Annotated in this window: 20 protein-coding genes and 1 pseudogene; 5 read left to right on the forward strand and 16 right to left on the reverse strand. The window is 66.3% G+C overall.

What is annotated here, in order from left to right; translation table 11 throughout:
- Positions 1–22 precede the first annotated feature (22 nt).
- On the forward strand, positions 23–1,396 hold the full coding sequence (locus tag AWC27_RS10415; RefSeq protein WP_085670418.1) for a WS/DGAT/MGAT family O-acyltransferase: 1,374 nt from the start codon (positions 23–25) through the stop codon (positions 1,394–1,396).
- Between the two features lie 81 nt (positions 1,397–1,477).
- Entirely contained in the window at positions 1,478–2,215 is a 738-nt protein-coding gene (locus AWC27_RS10420; protein ID WP_085670458.1) for a GAF and ANTAR domain-containing protein, read from the forward strand.
- A 1-nt stretch (position 2,216) separates the two neighbouring features.
- Here the strand turns inward: AWC27_RS10420 and AWC27_RS10425 are convergent, their stop codons facing one another.
- From AWC27_RS10425 to rplS, 4 genes and pseudogenes are all read right to left on the reverse strand, one after another.
- Entirely contained in the window at positions 2,217–2,522 is a 306-nt protein-coding gene (locus AWC27_RS10425) for a DUF2469 domain-containing protein (protein WP_012393608.1), read from the reverse strand.
- A 33-nt stretch (positions 2,523–2,555) separates the two neighbouring features.
- Positions 2,556–3,297: pseudogene (locus AWC27_RS10430) on the reverse strand (ribonuclease HII).
- A gap of 13 nt (positions 3,298–3,310) precedes the next feature.
- Positions 3,311–4,171, reverse strand: coding sequence for a signal peptidase I (gene lepB / locus AWC27_RS10435; protein ID WP_085670420.1), 861 nt, complete (start codon positions 4,169–4,171; stop codon positions 3,311–3,313).
- Between the two features lie 54 nt (positions 4,172–4,225).
- Positions 4,226–4,567 carry a 50S ribosomal protein L19 gene (rplS, locus tag AWC27_RS10440; RefSeq protein WP_012393605.1) on the reverse strand — a complete coding sequence of 114 codons (342 nt, stop codon included), beginning with the start codon at positions 4,565–4,567 and terminating at the stop codon, positions 4,226–4,228.
- Between the two features lie 375 nt (positions 4,568–4,942).
- On the opposite strand from rplS, the gene AWC27_RS10445 reads away from it, so the two are divergent.
- Positions 4,943–5,899, forward strand: coding sequence for a serine hydrolase (locus tag AWC27_RS10445; protein WP_085670421.1), 957 nt, complete (start codon positions 4,943–4,945; stop codon positions 5,897–5,899).
- 3 nt (positions 5,900–5,902) lie between these two features.
- Here the strand turns inward: AWC27_RS10445 and trmD are convergent, their stop codons facing one another.
- From trmD to AWC27_RS10470, 5 genes are all read right to left on the reverse strand, one after another.
- The gene (trmD, locus tag AWC27_RS10450; protein ID WP_085670422.1) at positions 5,903–6,589 is read right to left on the reverse strand and encodes a tRNA (guanosine(37)-N1)-methyltransferase TrmD; all 687 of its coding nucleotides are present in this window, start codon (positions 6,587–6,589) and stop codon (positions 5,903–5,905) included.
- Positions 6,590–6,592: 3 nt separating this feature from the next.
- Positions 6,593–7,114, reverse strand: a complete 522-nt coding sequence (gene rimM / locus AWC27_RS10455; RefSeq protein WP_085670423.1) for a ribosome maturation factor RimM — start codon at positions 7,112–7,114, stop codon at positions 6,593–6,595.
- Positions 7,115–7,122: 8 nt separating this feature from the next.
- Entirely contained in the window at positions 7,123–7,365 is a 243-nt protein-coding gene (locus AWC27_RS10460) for an RNA-binding protein (protein ID WP_003878715.1), read from the reverse strand.
- 8 nt (positions 7,366–7,373) lie between these two features.
- A complete protein-coding gene (gene rpsP / locus AWC27_RS10465) occupies positions 7,374–7,880 on the reverse strand; it encodes a 30S ribosomal protein S16 (RefSeq protein ID WP_085670424.1) in 507 nt (168 codons plus the stop codon).
- A gap of 154 nt (positions 7,881–8,034) precedes the next feature.
- On the reverse strand, positions 8,035–8,454 hold the full coding sequence (locus AWC27_RS10470) for a nuclear transport factor 2 family protein (protein WP_085670425.1): 420 nt from the start codon (positions 8,452–8,454) through the stop codon (positions 8,035–8,037).
- A 127-nt stretch (positions 8,455–8,581) separates the two neighbouring features.
- Between AWC27_RS10470 and AWC27_RS10475 the strand changes: the two genes are divergently transcribed.
- Positions 8,582–9,454, forward strand: a complete 873-nt coding sequence (locus AWC27_RS10475) for a D-alanyl-D-alanine carboxypeptidase family protein (RefSeq protein ID WP_085670426.1) — start codon at positions 8,582–8,584, stop codon at positions 9,452–9,454.
- On the opposite strand, the gene AWC27_RS10480 is transcribed toward AWC27_RS10475, so the two are convergent.
- The 5 genes from AWC27_RS10480 to ffh form a co-directional block, all read right to left on the reverse strand.
- Positions 9,455–10,057 carry a TetR/AcrR family transcriptional regulator gene (locus AWC27_RS10480; RefSeq protein WP_085670427.1) on the reverse strand — a complete coding sequence of 201 codons (603 nt, stop codon included), beginning with the start codon at positions 10,055–10,057 and terminating at the stop codon, positions 9,455–9,457.
- 1 nt (position 10,058) lies between these two features.
- Entirely contained in the window at positions 10,059–11,876 is a 1,818-nt protein-coding gene (locus AWC27_RS10485) for an N-acyl-D-amino-acid deacylase family protein (RefSeq protein WP_245846990.1), read from the reverse strand.
- A gap of 45 nt (positions 11,877–11,921) precedes the next feature.
- On the reverse strand, positions 11,922–13,661 hold the full coding sequence (locus AWC27_RS10490) for a serine/threonine-protein kinase (protein ID WP_085670428.1): 1,740 nt from the start codon (positions 13,659–13,661) through the stop codon (positions 11,922–11,924).
- Between the two features lie 69 nt (positions 13,662–13,730).
- On the reverse strand, positions 13,731–14,810 hold the full coding sequence (locus AWC27_RS10495; protein WP_085670429.1) for a metal-dependent hydrolase family protein: 1,080 nt from the start codon (positions 14,808–14,810) through the stop codon (positions 13,731–13,733).
- Between the two features lie 7 nt (positions 14,811–14,817).
- The gene (gene ffh / locus AWC27_RS10500; RefSeq protein ID WP_085670430.1) at positions 14,818–16,392 is read right to left on the reverse strand and encodes a signal recognition particle protein; all 1,575 of its coding nucleotides are present in this window, start codon (positions 16,390–16,392) and stop codon (positions 14,818–14,820) included.
- A gap of 218 nt (positions 16,393–16,610) precedes the next feature.
- Here ffh and AWC27_RS10505 point away from each other — a divergent pair, with 218 nt between their 5' ends.
- Positions 16,611–18,287 (forward strand): DEAD/DEAH box helicase, encoded by a 1,677-nt coding sequence (locus AWC27_RS10505; protein ID WP_139836893.1) that lies wholly within the window; start codon positions 16,611–16,613, stop codon positions 18,285–18,287.
- On the opposite strand, the gene AWC27_RS10510 is transcribed toward AWC27_RS10505, so the two are convergent.
- Entirely contained in the window at positions 18,284–20,704 is a 2,421-nt protein-coding gene (locus tag AWC27_RS10510; protein WP_085670431.1) for a [protein-PII] uridylyltransferase, read from the reverse strand. The two genes, AWC27_RS10505 and AWC27_RS10510, sit on opposite strands and share 4 nt — an antisense overlap.
- 36 nt (positions 20,705–20,740) lie before the next feature.
- Entirely contained in the window at positions 20,741–21,079 is a 339-nt protein-coding gene (gene glnB, locus AWC27_RS10515; protein ID WP_055577570.1) for a nitrogen regulatory protein P-II, read from the reverse strand.
- Position 21,080: the final 1 nt, after the last annotated feature.

The raw sequence follows: 21,080 nt of genomic DNA on the forward strand, positions 1-21,080 counted from the left end.
TCACGACTTCGGGAGGCCAACCATGCAGCTGATAGCACCGGCGGATGCGATGTTTCTGCTCGGCGAATCGCGCGAACATCCGATGCATGTGGGCAGCCTGCAGCTCTTCGAGCCGCCCGAGGAGGCCCCCGGGGAGGCAAACGACGGCTTTGTGACCGAGGCCTACGAATCGATGTTGCGGTGCACCGACGTGCAGCCCACGTTCCGCAAGCACCCGGCTTTTCTGGGTCCGATTACCAACCTGGCCTGGTCCTTCGACGACGACGTCGAGCTGGACTATCACTTTCGCCGTTCGGCCCTGCCCCGCCCGGGGCGGGTACGAGAACTGCTGGAGTTGGCGTCGCGGCTGCACGGCAGCTTGCTGGACCGGCACCGGCCGCTGTGGGAAGCGCATTTGGTCGAGGGACTCAATGACGGGCGCTATGCGGTCTACATCAAATTCCACCACTCGCTGCAGGACGGCGTCTCCGCCCAGAAGTTGATGCAGCGTGCCTTCACCAGTGATCCCAGCGACGACGAGGTCCGCGTGCCCTGGGCGCTGAAGCCCCGCAAGCCGCGTGGTAGCTCGGGCCGGAACGCCTCGCCTCTGCAGATGCTGTCCCGCGCCCTGGACTCGGCGGCGGTCCTGGCACCGTCGACGCTGTCGCTGGCGCGCGCCGCGCTGCTCGAGCAACAACTGACCCTGCCGTTCCGGGCGCCCAAGACGATGTTCAACGTCCGGATCGGAGGCGCGCGGCGCGTCGCCGCCCAATCGTGGTCAATCGAGCGGATCAAGGCCGTCAAGGCCGCCGCGGACGTCACCTTCAACGACGTCGTGCTGGCGATGTCCGCCGGTGCGCTGCGTAGCTATCTGCTCGAACGAAACGCCCTGCCCGAGGCTCCGTTGGTCGCGATGGTTCCGGTGAGCCTGCGTAAGGAAAACGAAATCGACGGCGGCGGGAACATGGTCGGCACCGTGCTGTGCAACCTCAACACCGACGCCGACGACGCCGGAACACGCCTGCACGCGATCAATGCCTCCATGCGCGACGCCAAGCAGGTATTCACCCAGCTGCCTCGGGTGCAGCAACTGGCCCTGTCGGGTTTCCTCACCGGCGGGTTGGTCTTCGCACTGATTCCGGGCTTTGTAGCAAGCGCACCCCCACCGTTCAACATCGTGATTTCGAACGTGCCGGGGTCCTCGGACCCGATGTATTGGCGTGGCGCGCGGATGACCGGCAACTATCCGCTCTCGATCGCCCTGGATGGCCAGGCGATGAACATCACCGTCACCACCAACGCCGAAAACCTCGACTTCGGAATCGTCGGCTGCCGGCGCAGCGTGCCGCACCTGCAGCACATGCTCGGTCATCTGGAAACATCGCTCAAAGATTTGGAACGCGCTGTCGGGGTATGAGGTTATGTTCGGCGACGGATAGTCTACGGCCAGGTATGCACGTCAACAGTGGCACCAGACGACAGCCGAAAGGAGGGCAACGTGGCGGACGAATCGAAGGCTGTCTCATCACCAGGCGGGACAACCGCGGACCCGGCAACGGTCTTCGCTGCCCTCGCCGAGATCATCTATCAAGGCTTGGACGCCAGCGAGATGTATGCGGCCATCTGTGTTGCCGCGACTCTAATCGTCCCGGGGTGCGATCACGCCAGTCTGCTGGTGCGCCAGAACGATCGTTACGTCACCGTGGGTGCCAGCGACCGGCTCGCGCAGCGAATCGATGATCTGGAGCGCCTTGCCGGCGACGGCCCCTGCATCGACGCCATCGAAGAAGAAACGCCCCAAATCGAAACGGACCTGACGACACCCAACCAGTGGCCCAAGTTCGCGGCCCGGCTCGTCGAAGAAACGCCGGTGCGCGGCGCCATGGGATTTCGGCTGCTGATCGACAAACGCAAAGGCGCAGCACTGAACCTGTTCAGCGAAAAGGCCAACAGCTTCGACACCGAGTCCGCGGGGCGAGCGGCGGTATTGGCATCGTTTGCCAGCGTCGCCATCAACGCCGTCGCTCACGGCGAAGACGCCGGCAGCCTGCGGCGAGGACTGATCAGCAACCGCGAAATCGGCAAGGCGGTCGGCATGCTGATGCTGCTGCACAATTTCAGCGAGGACGAAGCCTTCGACTTACTGCGGCGCCACTCGCAGAGCCTGAACATCAAGCTGGCTGACGTCGCCCGCAAAGTCATCGACGCCCGCGGTCAGCTGCCGACGGCCGACTGAGCTATTCAGGCAATCGCAGCTCGGGTTTCTCAACCTCTTCGATGTTGACGTCTTTGAAGGTGACCACCCGCACCTGCTTGACGAAGCGCGCCGGCCGGTACATGTCCCACACCCAGGCATCGGCAAGCCGCAGCTCGAAATACACCTCACCGTCGGCGTTGCGCGGCACCATCTCGACGCTGTTCGCCAGATAGAAGCGGCGCTCGGTCTCCACGACGTAGCTGAACTGGCCGACGATGTCCTTGTATTCGCGATACAGCGAGAGCTCCATCTCGGTTTCGTACTTTTCGAGATCTTCCGCACTCATCTGCTCAGACGTCCTTCTCCCGGAACTGTTGTCTCATCTTTGCTCACCGGTATTCGCCGCCCGCGGCCGGAGGGTCCGGTTTGCATTCGGCTTCGTATTCGGCCAGCACCCGGCCATCCGAGCGGGTCGCAACCCGTCGCACATTGATGAACGAGTAGCGGTGCTCCGGGCAGGGACCCAGCCGGGTCAACGCGAGGCTGTGCGCCGGCGTGCTGTACCCCTTGTGTTCGGCGAACCCGTACCCCGGGTGTTCGGCGTCCATCGCGACCATCAACCGGTCCCGGCTTACCTTGGCCAGCACGCTGGCCGCGGCGATGCAGGCGGCCGCCGCGTCGCCACCTATCACCGGCAGCGACGGCACCGGAAGTCCGGGCACCCTGAAGCCGTCGCTGAGCACATAGCCCGGCCGCACCGACAAACCGGCCACCGCCCGCCGCATGCCTTCGATATTGGCCACGTGGACGCCGCGGCGGTCTACCTCGACTGAGGGAATGAACACCACGTGATACGCCACCGCATAGCGACAGATCAGCGGGAACAGCTTCTCCCGCACCTTCTCCGTCAGCTTCTTCGAATCGTCAAGGGCAGCAAGGCTTTCCAGCCGATTGGGGCCGAGTACACAGGCGGCGACCACCAAGGGACCCGCGCACGCCCCGCGGCCCACCTCGTCGACCCCGGCCACCGGGCCCAGACCGCCGCGGTGCAGCGCGGACTCCAGGGTGCGCAAGCCGGATGATTTGCGAATCACCGTCCGCGGCGGCCAGGTCTTATTCATATGGGAGCCATCGCTACTGGCCCTGTTGCGGGTTCACCGACCCCACGCCACCCCATCGCGTCGGCGGCCACACGATGAACCTGGCCTTGCCGATGACGTTGGCCACCGGAACGGTCCCGCCCATCGCATCGCCGGTGCACAGCATCGGGCAGTGGGCGCGCGAATCCGCCGAGTGGGTTCGGTTGTCGCCCATCACCCACAGCCGCCCCGGCGGGACGGTGACCGGCCCGAATTCGCTGCCCAGGCATGGATACACCGACGGGTCGGCCATCATTGTGGCCGGATTGAGGTAGGGCTCCTTCAGAGGTTTGCCGTTGACCGTCAAACCCGTGTCGGCGCGGCACTGAACGGTCTGGCCGCCGACCGCTATTACCCGCTTGACCAAATCGTTCTCGTCGGGAGGCACGAAACCGATGAATGAGAGCGCATTCTGCACCCAGCGGATCGCGGTGTTGGAAGACCGGATCGACTTGTAGCCGACGTTCCACGACGGCGGGCCCTTGAACACGATGACGTCGCCGGGCTTGGGTGAGCTGAAACGGTAGGTGAGCTTGTCGACCAGGATCCGGTCGCCAGTGCACGTCGCGCATCCGTGCAACGTGGGCTCCATCGATTCCGACGGAATCAGGTAAGGGCGCGCCACGAACGTCAACATGACGTAGTAGAGCACCACCGCGATCACCGCCAGAGTGGCGAACTCCCGCAGCGTGGACCGCTTGGCGGGTTCGGACTCGTCGTCCTCGGTGGTCGGCTCCGATTTCGCGGCTGAGGTGTCGTTGACCTGTTCAGTCCCGTCCTGCGGGTCAGCGTCACCGGGCTGCGACTTTCCAGTCTCAGGCCGGCGCTCCGATGGAGAGTCCGTGGTCTCGGTCACGAGATCAGCGTAGCCAGCACCGGGCGGCCGAAATGGCCGCCGAGGCCTGCGGGGTCAGCGCTTCTCCTTGATCTTGGCCTTCTTGCCGCGGAGTTCACGCAGGTAGTACAGCTTGGCGCGACGGACATCACCACGGGTCACCACCTCGATATGGTCGATGTTCGGCGAATGCACCGGGAATGTCCGCTCGACGCCCACACCGTAGCTCTCCTTGCGCACCGTGAACGTCTCCCGGATGCCGCCGCCCTGACGCCGGATCACTACTCCCTTGAACACCTGGATACGTTCCTTGGCGCCCTCGATGACCTTGACGTGCACGTTGATGGTGTCGCCCGGGCTGAAGGCCGGGATGTCGTCGCGCAGCGACGCCTGGTCGACGAAGTCCAGCCTGTTCATTGGAAAGACACTTCCTCGCGGGTCGCGGCTTGGTCAACCGTGCGTGTGCGACGGTCTACCAAGCCGATGGGTACGGGCTTCTGGGTGCGTCTCGCAGCAGGCGGGAAAGCGGCCGGAAATTGGCTTAGTAACAGCCCAGCCGACCGGCAGCCGCTGGAGACAACTGGTCAATTGTGCCAGACGGTACGCATGCAGTGAAAATCACAGGAAACTAGCGTGGTTCGCGACCGGCCGAAAGCGCCTGCAAATGGTACATATGACTGGGGTCAGCTGCGCCGAATCGAACCCGAAGCTTCGCGTGACACCCGGGGCCTTAAGGCTCAAAACGGCAGAGCGGCCGCCACCTGGACGATTTTCGTGATGTCGGAGGAGAGAATGCGAGCACGGCCGCTCACGCTGCTCACCGCCGCGGCGGGGGTGACGTTGGTGGTGGTCGCGGGCTGTGAGGCGAAAGTCCACGCGAATGCGTTCAGCCTGGCCGCGCCCAGCTCCTCTCAAGTGCAAACTCCGGCCCAACCCCAAGAACAGCTGGTCGAACTGCTGCTGCGCGCTGTCACGCCGCTCGGCGTACCCGCAGAGCTGCCCCCGATCAGCGGTGGACTCAGCGGGGTCCAGGAACGCATCGAGCAGGCAACCGCCGCGGCCGCTGCCAGGGGTGCGACCCTTTCGGTGGCCGTCTTCGACCGCGCGACCCACCAACTGGTATCGAACGGCAACACTCAGATCATTGCTACCGCGTCGGTGGCCAAGCTCTTCATTGCCGACAATCTGCTGCTGCAGGAATCCGCGGGCAGGACCGCGCTCACGGCCGAGGACCATCAGGCGCTGGACACCATGCTGCAGTCATCTGATGACGGCGCAGCGGAAAGATTCTGGGATCAAGGCGGCGGCGACGCCATTATCACTTCGGTCGCCCTACGGTACGGACTGGGATCGACCGCACCGCCCAGTGACGGGCGCTGGTGGAACACCATCAGCTCGGCGCAGGACCTAATCCGCTACTACGAGATGCTGCTCGACGGCTCGGGCGGACTGCCGCCGGCGCGGGCCGGCATCATCGTCAACGACCTGGCCCAGTCCACCCCCACCGGAATCGACGGCTATCCGCAACGTTTCGGCATCCCCGACGGTTTGTACGCCGAACCGGTAGCCGTCAAGCAGGGCTGGATGTGCTGTATCGGCGCCGACTGGATGCACCTGTCGACGGGCATCATCGGCTCGGACCACCGCTACATCATGGTGATCGAGTCGCTGCAGCCCTCCGATGACGCGACCGCCCGCGCCACCATCACCGAGGCGGTCAAAACGATATTTCCCAACGGCCGGATCTGAGCGTCAGGGAGCCAAGTCCGGTCGTCGGTCCCGCGTGCGCTGCAGCGAGACTTCCCGGCGCCAGGCCGTGATTCGGGCATGGTCACCGGAAAGCAGCACCTCCGGGACGTCGAGGCCACGCCAGCTGGCCGGCCGCGTGTAGCTGGGCCCCTCCAAGAGCCGCTCCTGTGCCGAGGAGAACGAATCCTGTTGGTGCGAGGCGGGATTTCCCAGCACGCCGGGCAGCAACCGCAGTACCGCTTCGATCATCACAACGGCCGCTGACTCTCCCCCGGGCAAGACATAGTCACCGATGGAGACCTCCACTACCCGCAGCCGCTTAGCCGCATCCTCAATGACCCGTTGATCGATGCCCTCATACCGGCCGCAGGCGAACACCAGGTGCGCTTCGGCGCTCCAGCGCGCAGCGGTGGCCTGAGTGAACAACTCACCTGCGGGTGTGGGAACGACCAACAACGTCTCACCCGAACAGATTTCGTCGAGCGCATCGCCCCAAACCGGCGCCCGCATCACCATGCCCGGGCCACCGCCATAGGGTGCGTCGTCGACCGAGTGGTGCACGTCGTGGGTCCAGCGCCGCAGGTTATGCACCTTCAGGTCGACCAGGCCCGACGCAATCGCCTTGCCCGGCAACGATTGTCGCAACGGATCCAGATAGTCCGGGAAGATCGTGATTACGTCGATTTGCACGGCTCAGCCCAGATCCAGTAGGCCCTCGGGCGGATCGATCTCCACCACGCCGTCGTCCAGGGACACCGACGTGACGATGGCGCTGACGAACGGCACCAACAGCTCGGCGGAATCCCGCTTGACGGCCAGCAATTCACCCGCGGCGGTGTGCAACACCTCCGCGACCACGCCGACCTGCTCCCCCGTCACCGTGCGAACCCGAAGGCCTTCCAGTTGATGGTCGTAGAAAGTGTCCGGCTCGTCGATCGGCGGCAGTTCATCGGAGTCGATGACGAATACGCTGCCGCGCAGCGCATCGGCGGCGTCGCGGTCGGTCACGCCGGCCAATCGCACCAGCAGCCGCGCACCATGGTCGCGTGCACCCTCGACCACGTAGCTGCGCGCTGGACCACCGTCCCGCGGTCGCTTGGCGCGCAGCCTGGTGCCGGGCGCAAACCTGCTGTCCGGATCGTCGGTGCGAACCTCCACGACGACCTCACCGGTGATGCCGTGCGCTTTCACCACGCGCCCGACGACCAGCTCCATCGGCTGCGCTACTGGTCGGTGTCCACCACGTCGACGCGGATCCCGCGGCCGCCGATGCCGGCGACCAGCGTGCGCAACGCGGTCGCGGTGCGGCCGCCGCGACCGATCACCTTGCCCAGGTCGTCCGGGTGGACATGAACTTCGACGGTACGCCCGCGACGGCTGGTCACCATGTCGACTCGGACATCGTCAGGGTTGTCGACGATCCCGCGGACCAGGTGCTCGACGGCGTCGACCACAACGGTGCTCATAAGTCTGGTCAGCTTTCGGTCGTCGGCTCGGACTGCTCGCCACCCTCGGCGGGCGTCGCCGCAGGCTCGGCTGCGGGTTCGGCGGTCTCGACCTCAGCGGTCTCGGCGGCCTTGGCGGTCTTCTTGGGGGCGGACTTCTTCTTCGGTTTGGCAGCCTCGGTCGTCGGCCCGCCGTCGGCGGCGGCCAGCGCGGCGTTGAACAGCTCGAGCTTGCTGGGCTTGGGGGGCTTGACCTTGAGACGGCCCTCGGCGCCGGGCAGGCCCTTGAACTTCTGCCAGTCGCCGGTGATCTTCAGCAGCTTGAGAACGGGCTCGGTGGGCTGAGCGCCGACGGAAAGCCAGTACTGGGCACGCTCGGAGTTGATCTCGATGAGGCTGGGCTCTTCCTTCGGGTGGTAGCGGCCGATGACCTCGATGGAGCGGCCGTCGCGGCGGGTGCGCGCGTCGGCGACGGCGATGCGGTACTGGGGGTTGCGGATTTTGCCAAGCCGAGTGAGCTTGATCTTCACAGCCATGGTTGAACTCCTGTGTGTGCACGCTGCAATTCAGCGATCCGGGCGGGATGCCCGGATCCGGTTTTGCCTCGCGTGTGTCGCCGCGCAGCGGCCCTGCGAAAAGGGCGCGACGGCCAGCGGCCCATTGTGCCAGAACTCAGCACTCGGGCAGAAATCACATCACCTTCTGGAACACCTTCGACTCGACCCGTCGCGTCATCCGCCAGCCCTCGGGGGTGCGCACGAACTCGTCGTCGTACCAAAGCCCGCAGAAGAGGATCTGCTCCTTGTCGCCGCCGAGCACCATCGGGTTGAAGCAGATCACCCGTGACGACGCGGTGTCCCGGTCGATGCGGACCGAGAAGTTGCCCAGCATGTGGGCATACACCGGGAAATTGGGCAGCACCTCCGACAGCCACTTCTTCACTTCGGGATAGCGGCCGTCGATGCCGCCCAGCGCCCGGTAGTCGATGTAGGCGTCCGGGGTGAACACCTTGTCGAGGTCGTCGAAGCGGCGGTTGTCGATGGCGGTGGAGTAATCGACCAGCAGCTGCTGGATCTCCAAGCGGTCGGAAACTTCGGCCAAGCTCAGCATGCATCGATTCAAACACCGGGGTGATTTCGCCGGATATGAGCCAGGGCGAGTCGTGTGCGTGATTTATGGGTAGCCCAGCGGGCGCACCGGCACTTGCCGGAGCGGCTGGAAGTTAGACTCAGCCCCCATGCGAAAGCTCATGGCCGCAAGCGCGGCACTGCTCGCCACCATTGTTTTCGGTACGGGCACCGCGAAAGCAGACACCGATGTACAGCCCGTCGGCTCGGTGCCGATCCCCGAGGGCCCCGCGCAGACCTGGATCGTGGCCGACCTCGACAGCGGTCAGGTGCTGGCCGGGCGCGACCAGAATGCGGCCCACCCGCCCGCGAGCACCATCAAAGTGTTGCTGGCGCTGGTGGCCCTCGACGAGCTGGCCCTTGACTCGACCGTCGTCGCCGACGTCGCCGACACTCAGGTCGAATGCAACTGTGTCGGCGTCAAGCCGGGCCGCACCTACACCGCCCGCCAGCTCCTCGACGGTCTGCTGCTGGTCTCGGGCAACGACGCTGCGAATACGCTGGCGCAGATGCTGGGCGGCCAGGACGCCGCGGTAGCGAAGATGAACGCCAAGGCCGCGGCCCTGGGTGCACCGAACACCCACGCGGCGACGCCGTCCGGACTGGACGGGCCCGGTGGCTCCGGCGCGTCGACGGCCCACGACCTGGCCGTCATCTTCCGCGCGGCGATGGCCAATCCGGTCTTCGCGCAGATCACCGCCGAACCCTCGGCGATGTTCCCCGGCGATCACGGCGACCAACCCATCGTCAACCAGGACGAGCTGCTCAGCCGATACCCGGGCGCGCTCGGCGGGAAGACGGGCTTTACCAACGCCGCCCGCAAGACGTTTGTCGGCGCCGCGGCCCGCGGCGGCCGTCGGCTGGTCATCGCGATGATGTACGGACTGGTCAAAGAAGGCGGACCGACTTATTGGGACCAGGCCGGCAGCCTCTTCGACTGGGGGTTCGCCCTCAACCCGCAGTCCAGCATCGGCACGCTGTAGTCACTCCCCCGGGTCCGACAGCGCGGCGGTCAGCAGCGCCGTCAGCACCGGGATGCGTCGCTCCTCGATCTCGGGCTGGGGCAGCACTCCTTCAACCACGGCGGCTCCGTCGAAGACGTTGGTCAGCAAGGCCACCACGACCGGAAATATTTCCTCCGGAATACTTTCGGCTCCGGGCAGTGCCCGCGCCGCATCGAGGATCTTCGCGGAATACTGACCCAGCTCGTGTTGCATTGTGTCCCTGAGCTTTTCGTCGGTACGCGCGGCGATCATCAGCTCGTACAGCACCGCATTGGTGGGGCCGCGGGTGATGTCGTGCAGGATGGTCAGCCCCGCATCGAGCGCGGGCCGGTCGGCCGGTATCTCGGCGACCCGCTTGGTGAACGTTTCCAGCTGCCGACGCAACACCTCCGACGCCGTCGCCGCCATGAAATCGCCCATCGTCTCGAAGTGACGGAACAGCGCACCCACCGAGACCCCGGCCCGCTTGGTGATCACCGCCGCCGACGCCCTGGCGTAACCCACCTCGATGATGGTGTCGATACACGCCTCGAGCATCCGGCCGACGGTTTCCTCCCGGCGTTGCTGCTGGGTTCTGGCCATGTCAGGCGCTCACGCTCACAGCCGCGCGCTGCGGATCGCCGGCCTTCAGATACCGGCCCGACCGTACGGTCTGCCCGTAGCCGTCCCGGAACTCGCCGTTGCGGAAGACCACCGTGCCGCCCACGGCCGTCGCCACCACCGTCGCATCGTTGCGGTTGACCATGCGACGCAAGCCGCCGTAGAACGGCACCTCGTCCTCGTGATAGCCGTCCAGCGAGTCATCCAGGAACGCCGGGTCGATCACGACGAAGTCGGCACGGTCGCCCTCGCGCAAGGTTCCGGCATTGAGGCCGAACCACTCGGCTAGTTCGCCGGTCAGCCGATACACCGCCCGCTCGATCGGCATGAACGGCGTCCCGGCCCGGTAGGCGTCCCGGGCGCGCTTGAGCAGGCGCAGTGGAAAATTGTAGAAGGCCATGTTGCGCAGGTGCGCGCCGGCGTCGGAGAAGCCCATGTGGATGCTCGGCTCGGCGGCGAGCTTATTGAGTTGCTTGGGGCGGTGGTTGGCGACGATGGTGGTCCAGCGCACATTGCGCTCGCCGTTTTCCACCAGGACATCCAGGAACGCGTCGAGCGGGTGCAACCCACGCTCTTCTGCGATCTTGCCAAAGCTCTTGCCGATCAACGACTTATCGGGGCACTCGACGATCACCGCGTCGTGGAAGTCCCGGTGCCATAACGAAGGTCCGAGTTTGACCCGGTCGAACTCCCGCCGGAACTGCCGGCGGTACGCCTCATCGGCGAGTAATTCGTTGCGCTGCAATTGGTCTCGCAGGTGCAGCGCGGCTGTTCCGGCACCGAACTCTTCGAACACCGGCAGATCGATTCCATCGGAGTACAACTCGAACGGAACGGGCAGGTGCTGGAATCGCACGCTGGAGCCCAGCAGCTTGTTGAGCACGCGCGTCCCGATACCGAAGGTGTACACCGCGAACGGCATCGACTTACCGTCTGCGGAGACCAGCAGGCTCATCCGGACTCGCTTGCGCAGCCCCAGCATTCGGCTGCTGGACAGGAAGAACAGCAATCCGGTGTTGGGCTTGTCGACATTGGGTGCGCTTTGCAGAATCCGGCCGCGCTTGCGCAGCACCTTGATCAGCCGGCGCCGTTCGCGCCAGGTCGCGAAGGTCGACGGCAGAGCGCGTGAGCGGAACCGGTCGCCGTCGAGCTTGTCGATCGCCGAGTCCATCCCGGACATGCCGAGCACTCCGGCGTCGAGGGCCTCGTCGAGCAGGTTCGCCATCTTCTCCAGCTCGGCCTCGGTGGGCCGAACGGTTTCGTCGGTGGCGCGCTCGAGTCCAAGGACCGCGGTGCGCAGGTCGGAATGACCAAGCAGCGAACTGATATTCGGCCCAAGCGGCAGGGCGTCGATCGCCTCGATGTACTCCGCGGCCGTCGACCAGGTCTTGTTGCTTTCCAGCGCGCCGAGCACGAATTGCCGCGGGACCGCTTCGACCCTGCTGAACAGATCGGCGGCATCTTCGGCGTCGGCGTACACCGTCGACAGCGAGCAGTTACCCAGCAGCACCGTGGTAACTCCGTGTCGGACCGACTCGCGCAATCCGGGGTCGAGCAGAACCTCGGCGTCGTAGTGCGTGTGCACGTCTATGAAGCCGGGAGTGATCCACTTCCCCGCGGCGTCGATCACCTCGGGGCAGCCGGTCTCATCCAGCGGCGTCGCGGACACCGTGGCCACCACGCCATCGCGAATGCCCAGGGTGCGGGTCTGCGGCGCGCTGCCGGTGCCGTCGAACCACAATCCGTCGCGAATGATCACGTCGTAAGTCACGTTTCCTCCAGGGTCGTCGCCGTTGCTCACGAAGCTAACATAGATAGTGATCGCTCGCAATCTTTCCTGGGTGAGTCAGCGTCCTGGTCCCGTTGGCGGCGCCGTTGACGGGCTTGTCGGTGGCGTTTTGGACGTCGGCGTTTCGGACGTGGGCGGCGACGGGACCGTGGCCGGGTCCGGCACCGTCACCGCCGGCGGTACATCGCCGCTGCGGCTGGCAACAGCCGGGATGCGGATGACCGCCGCCTGCTGGCCGCATTCGTTGCTACGCACGGTTACGACCATTTCGCCGACGAGGTCGCCCTGGGGTTGGGGTCGCAGCGACAGCACCTGCGTCGTGTCCTGTGTGCTTGCCGAACCGTTCGCCCCGACGCAGGGGAACTGCACGTCTTCTGGTCGCGACTTCCACTGACCGCCGCCGAACTCCAGAATGAGCGGCCGCACGCCCTCCTTGGCCTGCGTGTGGGTGTTGTCATCGAGCATCGTCGCCGCGGCAAGGCAGGCCGACGGAGTGCATGCAGAACGGATTGCCCACCACGTGTTGACGTCGGGCGGTTGCGGGCTGGGGGTGAAATCGTATGTCTGCTTTGAGCGTTCGATCTCGACTTGGTAGGTGCCATCGAGAGGTACCGGAGCAGCGGCCGGGTCGCTGGGCGGCGGGGCGGCGGGGACCGGTGGGGCACTTGTCGGCGGGCTGCCCGCCTGTGTGACGGTCGTGCTTGTCTTGCGTCCGATCACGATGCCGACGGCAAGCAAGCCGGCCAGTAGCAGCACCGCCGCCGCACCGACCAGGATCCGGCGCGGTCTGCGCCTCGTCGGTGTCTCGCTGGCCGTGGTGGAGAAGGCGTCCAGGCGCCGCGCCAAGGCCCCGGCCACTGACTGCAGAAATGTTCCGCGCCGGCGCGCTTGGGGTTCCGGCGCCGGTTGCTGCTCGACGGTCTCGGGCCAGTCGGACGCGGGTTCGTAGGCGGGGTAGTCGACGACATAGGCGGGCGCGGGGTTGACGACCACCGCCGTGGTTCCAAGAGCCGCCACGCCGCGATCTGTGACGCCGGCCAGCTCGGTGAGCGCCGCGGCGAATTCCCGGCAGCTGCCGAAGCGGTCGGCCGGTTGGGTGGCGAGCGCCCTGGACAGCGCAGCGTCCAGGCGGGCCAGGTCCGGGCGCAGGACTCCGAGTGTGGGCGGTGTCGGAGGGCTCACCGGTGGCGCCCCGGTGAGCAGGTGCATCGCGGTGGCGGCCAGCGCGTACTGGTCGGCGCGCTCGTCGCCGTATGCCCCCATCGACAATTCCGGCGCGGGATAGGCGACACCACGACCACCGGTGAGCGCTATCCCGAAGTCGGCCAACAGGATTCGTGGCTCCCCGGCTCCGTAACTGGTCAGCAGGATGCTGGCGGGTTTGACGTCGCGATGCACTACCCCGCGCTGGTGCGCGTGGTCGAGAGCGGCGGCAATGGCCGAGACGATGGCCAGCACCTCGGCGACGGGCAATACCGAGGGGAACTGATTGGCCATCACCTGCACGGCATCCATGCCATCGATGTAGTCCATCGCGATCCAAAGCTGTCCTTCGAACTCGCCGCGCTCGTGCACCTCCACGATGTTGGGGTGATAGAGGTTCGCCGCCCGCTGCGTCTCAGCGTGAAATCGCTGACGGAATTCGCCGTCGCCCGACATGCTCAACGGAAGCACCTTCAGCGACTGCCATCCCGGCGCTGCCGGCCGCTGCACTAGATAGAGCTCGCCCGTCGCCGAAGAACCCAGCATCCGGACAACGGTGTAACCGGCGAAGATCGCGCCGTTGGCCAACGCCATGCGGCGATACTAACCACGTTTCGAGCGCCGCGCGCGCCGGTGCGGGCCTGATGCGCCGCACTTGCGGGGTTAGATGACGGGGCGAAACACCCTGCCGCGCAGGATCACCAGATCGGGCCGGTTCAGCACAGCAGGTCCCAGCCGCGGATCCTGCGAGTAGCACAGCAAGTCCGCCGATGCCCCGTCCTCCAGTGCGGACCGGCCCAGCCAGCTCCTGGCATCCCAGCAAGCCGCTCCCAGCGCGTCGGTGGCGCTCATTCCGATGCTCTTGAGCGCCTCGACCTCGTCGGCGATACGCCCGTGTTTGATCGTGCTGCCGGCATCGGTGCCCGCGTACACCGCAACACCGGCCTCGCGCGCCGCGGCCACCCGCTGATAGCCACGGTCATAGAGGTGACGCATGTGAGCGGCATAGGTCGGGTAGCGCTCAGCGGAGTCGGCGATGCCCGGGAAGTTCTCGATGTTGATCAGGGTGGGCACCAGTGCGGTGTCATGTTCGAGCATCAGGGCGATGGTGTCGTCGGTCAGGCCGGTGCCGTGCTCGATGCAGTCGATGCCCGCGCGGATCAGGCCGGGCAGCGCATCCTCGGCGAAGACGTGCGCGGTAACCCGAGCGCCGTTGGCGTGCGCGGCGTCGATAGCGGCCTTGAGCACGTCGTCGGACCACAATGGGGCCAGATCGCCGATTTTGCGGTCGATCCAGTCACCGACCAGCTTGACCCAGCCGTCTCCGCGGCGCGCCTGCTCGGCGACGGCGGCGGGCAGCTGGGTTTCGTCGTCGAGTTCTACCGCGAAGTTGGGAATATAGCGCTTGGGTCTGGCCAGGTGCCTGCCCGCCCGGATGATGCGCGGTAGGTCGTCGTGGTCGTCGAGACTGCGGGTGTCCGTCGGTGAGCCGCAGTCACGCAGTAGCAAGGTGCCGACGTCACGTTCGGTCTTAGCCTGCGCGATCGCTTCGTCGAGTTCAACGGCGCCGTGCGGGCCGAGCCCGACGTGGCAGTGGGCGTCCACCAGGCCGGGCAGGATCCAGCCCGTCCGAAAGACGGTTTCGGCACCGGCAACCGGCTCGGTGCTGATGCGGCCGTCGACGATCCACAGGTCGACGTCGGTTTCGTCCGGTAGCCCTGATCCGTGCACGTGCAGGCGCACGGCGCGGCTACTTTCGGCCTGGGTTGCCCGGGAATTTCAGCTTGGACAGATCGAAGTCGGCCAGCCCCGGCGGCAGCTCGTTGAGGCCTTCGGGCATTTGGGAGAGGTCGGGGAACCCGGCCGGCATACCCGGGACTCCGGCCATGCCCGGCCCGAACGGGCTCTTGACCTTGGGCTGCGTCGGGCCGCGTCCGGTCTTCTTACCCTTCTTGCCCTTGGCGCCCTTGGCTTTTCGGGTAGCGGACTTGCGGCCCATGCCGGGGATGCCCATGCCGCCGAGCATCGACGACATCATCTTGCGAGCTTCGAAGAATCGGTCGACGAGCTGGTTGACCTCAGACACGCTGACACCGGAGCCGTTGGCGATCCGCAACCGCCGCGAGGCGTTGATGATCTTGGGATCCGCCCGCTCCTGCGGTGTCATCCCGCGGATGATGGCCTGCACCCGGTCGAGTTGCCTGTCGTCGATTTCGGCGAGTGCTTCCTTCATCTGACCCGCGCCGGGCAGCATGCCCAGCAGGTTGCCGATCGGGCCCATCTTGCGCACCGCGAGCATCTGCTCGAGGAAATCCTCCAGCGTCAGCTCGCCGGCGCCGATCTTGAGGGCGGCTTCCTCGGCCTGTTGGGCGTCGAAGACCTGCTCGGCCTGCTCGATCAGGCTCAGCACATCGCCCATGCCCAGGATGCGGCTGGCCATGCGGTCGGGGTGGAAGACGTCGAAGTCCTCCAGCTTCTCGCCGGTGGAGGCGAAAAGAATGGGGACACCGGTGACTTCGCGGACCGACAACGCGGCACCGCCGCGGGCGTCGCCGTCGAGTTTGGTCAGCACCACACCGGTGAATCCCACGCCTTCGCCAAAGGCTTGCGCGGTGGCGACGGCATCCTGCCCGATCATCGCGTCCAGGACGAAGATCGTTTCGTCGGGGTCGACGGCGTCCCGGATGGCAGCAGCCTGGGCCATCAGCTCCTCGTCGATGCCCAGCCGGCCTGCGGTATCGACGATGACGACGTCGAAGTGCTTGGCCTTGGCCTCGGCCAGTCCGGCCGCCGCAACGGCGACCGGGTCGCCGGGCCCGGATTCAGGTGACGCGCCGGGATGCGGCGCGAACACCGGAACCCCGGCCCGCTGCCCGACGACCTGCAGCTGGTTGACCGCTGCCGGGCGTTGCAGGTCACAGGCCACCAGCAGCGGCGTGTGTCCCTGATTACGCAGCCGCGCGGCCAGCTTGCCCGCTAGCGTCGTCTTGCCCGAGCCCTGCAGGCCGGCCAGCATCACCACGGTCGGCGGCGTCTTGGCGAACACCAGCTCGCGGGTTTGGCCGCCGAGGATGCCGATCAGTTCTTCGTTGACGATCTTGACGACTTGCTGGGCCGGGTTGAGAGCCCCGGACACCTCGGCGCCGCGGGCGCGTTCCTTGATGCGGTGGACAAACGCACGGACCACCGGGAGCGAAACGTCGGCTTCCAACAGCGCCAGCCGGATTTCGCGGGTGGTGGCATCGATATCGGCGTCGGTCAGACGGCCCTTGCCGCGCAGCCCCTGAAGGGCACCGGTCAAGCGGTCGGACAGCGATTCAAACACGCCCGCCAGCCTAATAGACCCGCGAAGCCGGTCTACCCGCGCGCGAGACTGCGACAGCATCGCCGACACGCCAAAACCGCTCGCACTGGATGCAGTCTCGGCGTGTCCGCCGGTCACGGGCTCATAGGGCCGCGTGGCAGCTGCGTCCAAATGCGTTGCCATGCTACATTTCACAGCCGCCAGCCACGGTCGAGCAGCTACGGGGGGATCTGTTGTCGATGCAGCTCCGCGGCTGGCAGCGACGCGCATTGGTCAAATATCTGGGCACCGAGCCGCGCGATTTCCTGGCCGTGGCCACCCCCGGATCCGGCAAGACGGCGTTCGCCCTGCGGATCGCGGCGGAGCTGCTGAGCCATCGCGCCGTCGAGCAGCTCACGATCGTCGTACCGACCGAACACCTCAAGATCCAGTGGGCGCAAGCCGCGGGCCGGCATGGACTTTCGCTGGATCCGAGGTTCACCAACTCCAATCCGCAGACCTCGCCGGAGTACCACGGTGTGGTCGTCACCTACGCCCAGGTCGCGGCGCATCCGACGCTGCACCGGGTGCGCACCGAGCAACGCAAGACGCTGGTCGTCTTCGACGAGATTCACCACGGCGGCGATGCCAAGACCTGGGGCGATGCCATTCGGGAGGCCTTCAGCGACGCCACCCGCCGGCTTGCCCTGACCGGCACGCCATTCCGTAGCGACGACAGCCCGATCCCGTTCGTCAGCTACGAACCCGACGCCGACGGGACACTGCGCTCGCAGGCCGACCACACCTATGGTTATGCCGAAGCGCTTGCCGATGGAGTGGTCCGGCCCGTGGTCTTTCTCGCCTACTCCGGACAAGCACGGTGGCGCGACAGCGCCGGCGAAGAGCACGAAGCGCGCCTCGGTGAGCCGCTGTCCGTCGAACAGACCGCACGGGCCTGGCGCACCGCGCTGGATCCCGCCGGCGAATGGATGCCCGCGGTCATCACCGCCGCCGACCAGCGACTGCGCCAGCTGCGTGAACATGTGCCCGACGCCGGCGGCATGATCATCGCTTCGGACAAGACCGCAGCCCGCGCCTACGCCACCTTGCTGAAGAGGCTGACCTCAGAGACGCCGACGGTGGTGCTCTCCGACGATCCGGGATCCTCGGCGCGCATCTCCGAGTTCTCCGCCGGCACCAACCGCTGGCTGGTCGCGGTGCGCATGGTCTCCGAAGGCGTTGACGTGCCGCGGCTTTCGGTGGGGATCTACGCCACCAGCGCCTCGACACCGCTGTTCTTCGCCCAGGCCATCGGCCGTTTCGTGCGGTCGCGACGGCCGGGCGAAACCGCAAGCATCTTCTTGCCGTCGGTACCCAATCTGCTGCAGCTGGCCAGCGAGCTGGAGGCCCAGCGCAATCATGTGCTGGGCAAGCCGCATCGCGAATCGCTCGACGACCCCCTGGACTCGGATCCGGCCACCAAGGCGCAAACCGAGCCTAGCGACGCCGAAAAAGGCTTCACCTCGCTGGGCGCCGACGCCGAGCTAGACCAGGTGATCTTCGACGGATCGTCGTTCGGCACCGCGACCCCGGCCGGCAGCGAAGAGGAGGCCGACTACCTCGGCATCCCCGGCCTGCTCGACGCCGAACAGATGCGCGCCCTGCTACATCGGCGCCAGGACGAGCAGCTGCAGAAACGCGCGGCCGCCGGACAAACGGCAGCCACGATTACCACCACACATGGCCAACTCCGCGAACTGCGCCGCGAACTCAACACATTGGTGTCGATCGCTCATCACCGCACCGGCAAGCCCCACGGCTGGATCCACAACGAGCTGCGCCGCCGCTGCGGCGGCCCGCCGATCGCAGCGGCGACACGCGACCAGCTCAAGGCGCGCATCGATGCGGTGCGACAGCTCAACTCTGAACTGACCTAATCCCCAGCGGGCTCGTCTTCCAAAACGTCCACGCGTCCGCCTAATACGGCCATCAAGTGCTTTTCCACCGCCGTCCGCGCATCGGAGTCCGCCGGCACCGTCACACAGAACACGTCGGCCGCGGTAGAACCGAAAGTATTCACTTTCGCCCAGACGATGTCCGCCTGGGCGCGCTCCATCCCCCGAGCCAGCAAAGCAAGCAGACCGGTGCGATCCATGGCACGCACTTCCAGGATCAGCTGGCCGGGCGTGTCGGTGTCCAGCCACAGGATGCGGGGCGGGGCGGTCGAGCGCGTGACGGGGACCCCCACCTGCACCTCTCCCGCCCGGGCGGAGGCGGAGCTCGCCGCGTCGCTGTCCCGTTTCTCCAGCGTCTCGCAGACATCGGCGCCGTGCAGTGCACCCACGAACTGCTGGCGCAATAGTTCTGCAGCGGGCGGCGCACCGAACAGCGGGGACACCACGAATTCGGTGATCGCGACACCTTCGTGGATGTTGACCGTCGCTGAATGCACGCGCAACGAGTTCAGCGCCAGCACCGCCGCGGCTTTGGACACCAGCCCCCGTTCGTTCGGCGCGACCATCACCACGTGGCTGCGTTCGCTTTCGTCCGGCGTGAGCTCGACGTGCACACCATGGTCGGCAGCTAACGAAAGATAGTGGGGCGCAGTGGGTTCGGCGTGCGGTAGCGGCTCACCGGCCATCACCATCCGGCACCGCGACACCAGATCCTCGACCAGCGAAGCCTTCCAGTCACTCCACACCCCGGGCCCGGTGGCCTTCGAGTCGGCCTCTGACAAGGCATGCAGCAGCTCGAGCACCTGTGGATCACCGCCCAATGCTTCCGAGACGGCCTCGATGGTCTTGGGGTCGTTGAGGTCGCTTCGGGTGGCGGTGACCGGCAGCAGCAGATGGTGGCGCACCAACGTGGACAGAATGTCGATGTCGGGAGCCGACATACCCAGCCGTTCGCCGATCTGCACCACCAATTCGGCACCGAGCACGCTGTGATCGGCCCCCCGGCCCTTACCGATGTCGTGCAGCAGCGCCCCCAGGGCGAGCAGGTCCGGTCGCGCCACGCGGGTGGTCAAGGGTGCCGCATGTACCGCGGTTTCGATCACGTGCCGGTCCACGGTCCATTTGTGGGAGACGTCGCGCGGCGGCAGATCGCGGATCGCCCCCCATTCCGGCAACAGCTGGCCCCACAATCCGGTGCGGTCCAGGGCCTCGATGGTCGGCACCGCGGTAGGACCGGCCAGCAGCACCACCAGCAGGTCGTCCAGTGCCTCGCGCGGCCAGGGAATTGGCAACTCCGGGGCACTATCGGCCAGCCGGCTCAGCGTGGCGGCGCCGATTGGCACTCCGGTGTCGGCCGACGCGGCGGCCACCCTGAGCACCAGGCCAGGATCGTGCTGCGGTTGAGCCTCACGGGCGAGCACGATTTCGCCGGCGTACTCCACCACGCCCTCGTCCAGCGGACGTCGCTTCGGCCGGCGCACCAGCGCCGAGATGCCGCGCCGCGGCAATGCGTTGGAGGCCGTGCGCAGCCCGGTCACCGCGTGGAAGCTGATGGTACGACCGGCGTTGGACAGCATGCGGGCCAGGTCGAATCGATCTCCGACTCCCAACGCGGCGCTGATCTCGTCGGCGAACTGGGCCAGCAACTGGTCGCGCCCGCGGCCGGACACCCAGTGCAGCTCGGTGCGCACATCCAGCAGAGTCAGATAGGCGCTGTCCAGCGACCCCGCCGGCAGGTCCGCACTTGCCATGCCATGGCGGTCGATGAGCTGGGCCAGGGCCAGCGCATTGAGCAACTGGACGTCGCGAAGGCCACCGCGACCGGATTTGAGGTCAGGCTCGGCGCGATGCGCGATGCGTCCCAACCGCAGCCACCGGGCGTGCGTCATCTCGACGAGTTCGTCCATGCGAGAACGGATTCCGCTGCGCCACTGCCGTCGCACCCCGTCGATCAGTTCGGCCGACAGCCGCTCGGTTCCGGCGATGTGGCGTGCTTCCAGCATGCCCAACGCGGCGGTCATGTCCGAACCGGCGGTGTTCAACGCTTCACTGACGGTACGCACACTATGATCGAGCCGAATGTTGGCGTCCCACAACGGATACCACAACTTGTCGGCGACCGGCCCCAGCACCTCGGGGGGCTTGCCGTCGTGCAACAGCACCAGGTCCAGGTCGGAATACGGCAGCAGTTCGCGACGGCCGAGCCCGCCGACACCGACCAGCGCGAAGCCACTGTCCTCGGTGATGCCGATTTCGGCGGTCTTTGCCGTCAGCCAGGATTCGTGTAGCTCCAGCACCGCCTGCCGCAATTCGGCGGGTGTGGTGTCGCGTTTCTCACCGGATAACAGCGCACGCCGCGCGGCAGCCAAATCGACTGCCGCGCGGGCGTTCTCGGTCACCTCGGCCGGGTCCGGCCGGTGCGGTTCAACACCTCGTCACAAGGCGTCGGACCCGCGTTCACCCGTACGTACCCGCACGATGGTGTCCACGGGGCTGACCCACACTTTGCCGTCCCCGATCTTTCCGGTGCGCGCAGCCCGGACGATGCTGTCCACCACCTTGTCGACGATGGAATCGTCGACAACGACCTCGATCCGAACCTTCGGCACGAAATCGACCGAATACTCGGCACCGCGGTAAACCTCGGTGTGGCCCTTCTGCCGTCCATAGCCCTGGATCTCGCTGACCGTCATCCCGAGGACTCCAGCGTCTTCCAGGCTGGTCTTGACGTCGTCGAGGGTGAATGGCTTCACGATCGCGGTGATCAGCTTCATC

The sequence above is a fragment of the Mycobacterium szulgai genome, from assembly GCF_002116635.1.
Lineage (GTDB): Bacteria > Actinomycetota > Actinomycetes > Mycobacteriales > Mycobacteriaceae > Mycobacterium > Mycobacterium szulgai.

Bases quoted from the DNA above. Each gene is read 5' to 3' on its own strand.
- AWC27_RS10415 (WP_085670418.1), top strand. From the start codon at position 23: ATGCAGCTGATAGCACCGGCGGATGCGATGTTTCTGCTCGGCGAATCG.
- AWC27_RS10445 (WP_085670421.1), top strand. From the start codon at position 4,943: ATGCGAGCACGGCCGCTCACGCTGCTCACCGCCGCGGCGGGGGTGACG.
- AWC27_RS10470 (WP_085670425.1), bottom strand. From the start codon at position 8,454: ATGCTGAGCTTGGCCGAAGTTTCCGACCGCTTGGAGATCCAGCAGCTG.
- AWC27_RS10490 (WP_085670428.1), bottom strand. From the start codon at position 13,661: ATGGCGTTGGCCAACGGCGCGATCTTCGCCGGTTACACCGTTGTCCGG.
- rplS (WP_012393605.1), bottom strand. From the start codon at position 4,567: ATGAACAGGCTGGACTTCGTCGACCAGGCGTCGCTGCGCGACGACATC.
- glnB (WP_055577570.1), bottom strand. From the start codon at position 21,079: ATGAAGCTGATCACCGCGATCGTGAAGCCATTCACCCTCGACGACGTC.
- AWC27_RS10475 (WP_085670426.1), top strand. From the start codon at position 8,582: ATGCGAAAGCTCATGGCCGCAAGCGCGGCACTGCTCGCCACCATTGTT.
- AWC27_RS10460 (WP_003878715.1), bottom strand. From the start codon at position 7,365: ATGAGCACCGTTGTGGTCGACGCCGTCGAGCACCTGGTCCGCGGGATC.
- rpsP (WP_085670424.1), bottom strand. From the start codon at position 7,880: ATGGCTGTGAAGATCAAGCTCACTCGGCTTGGCAAAATCCGCAACCCC.
- AWC27_RS10505 (WP_139836893.1), top strand. From the start codon at position 16,611: ATGCAGCTCCGCGGCTGGCAGCGACGCGCATTGGTCAAATATCTGGGC.
- AWC27_RS10425 (WP_012393608.1), bottom strand. From the start codon at position 2,522: ATGAGTGCGGAAGATCTCGAAAAGTACGAAACCGAGATGGAGCTCTCG.
- AWC27_RS10480 (WP_085670427.1), bottom strand. From the start codon at position 10,057: ATGGCCAGAACCCAGCAGCAACGCCGGGAGGAAACCGTCGGCCGGATG.
- rimM (WP_085670423.1), bottom strand. From the start codon at position 7,114: ATGGAGCTGGTCGTCGGGCGCGTGGTGAAAGCGCACGGCATCACCGGT.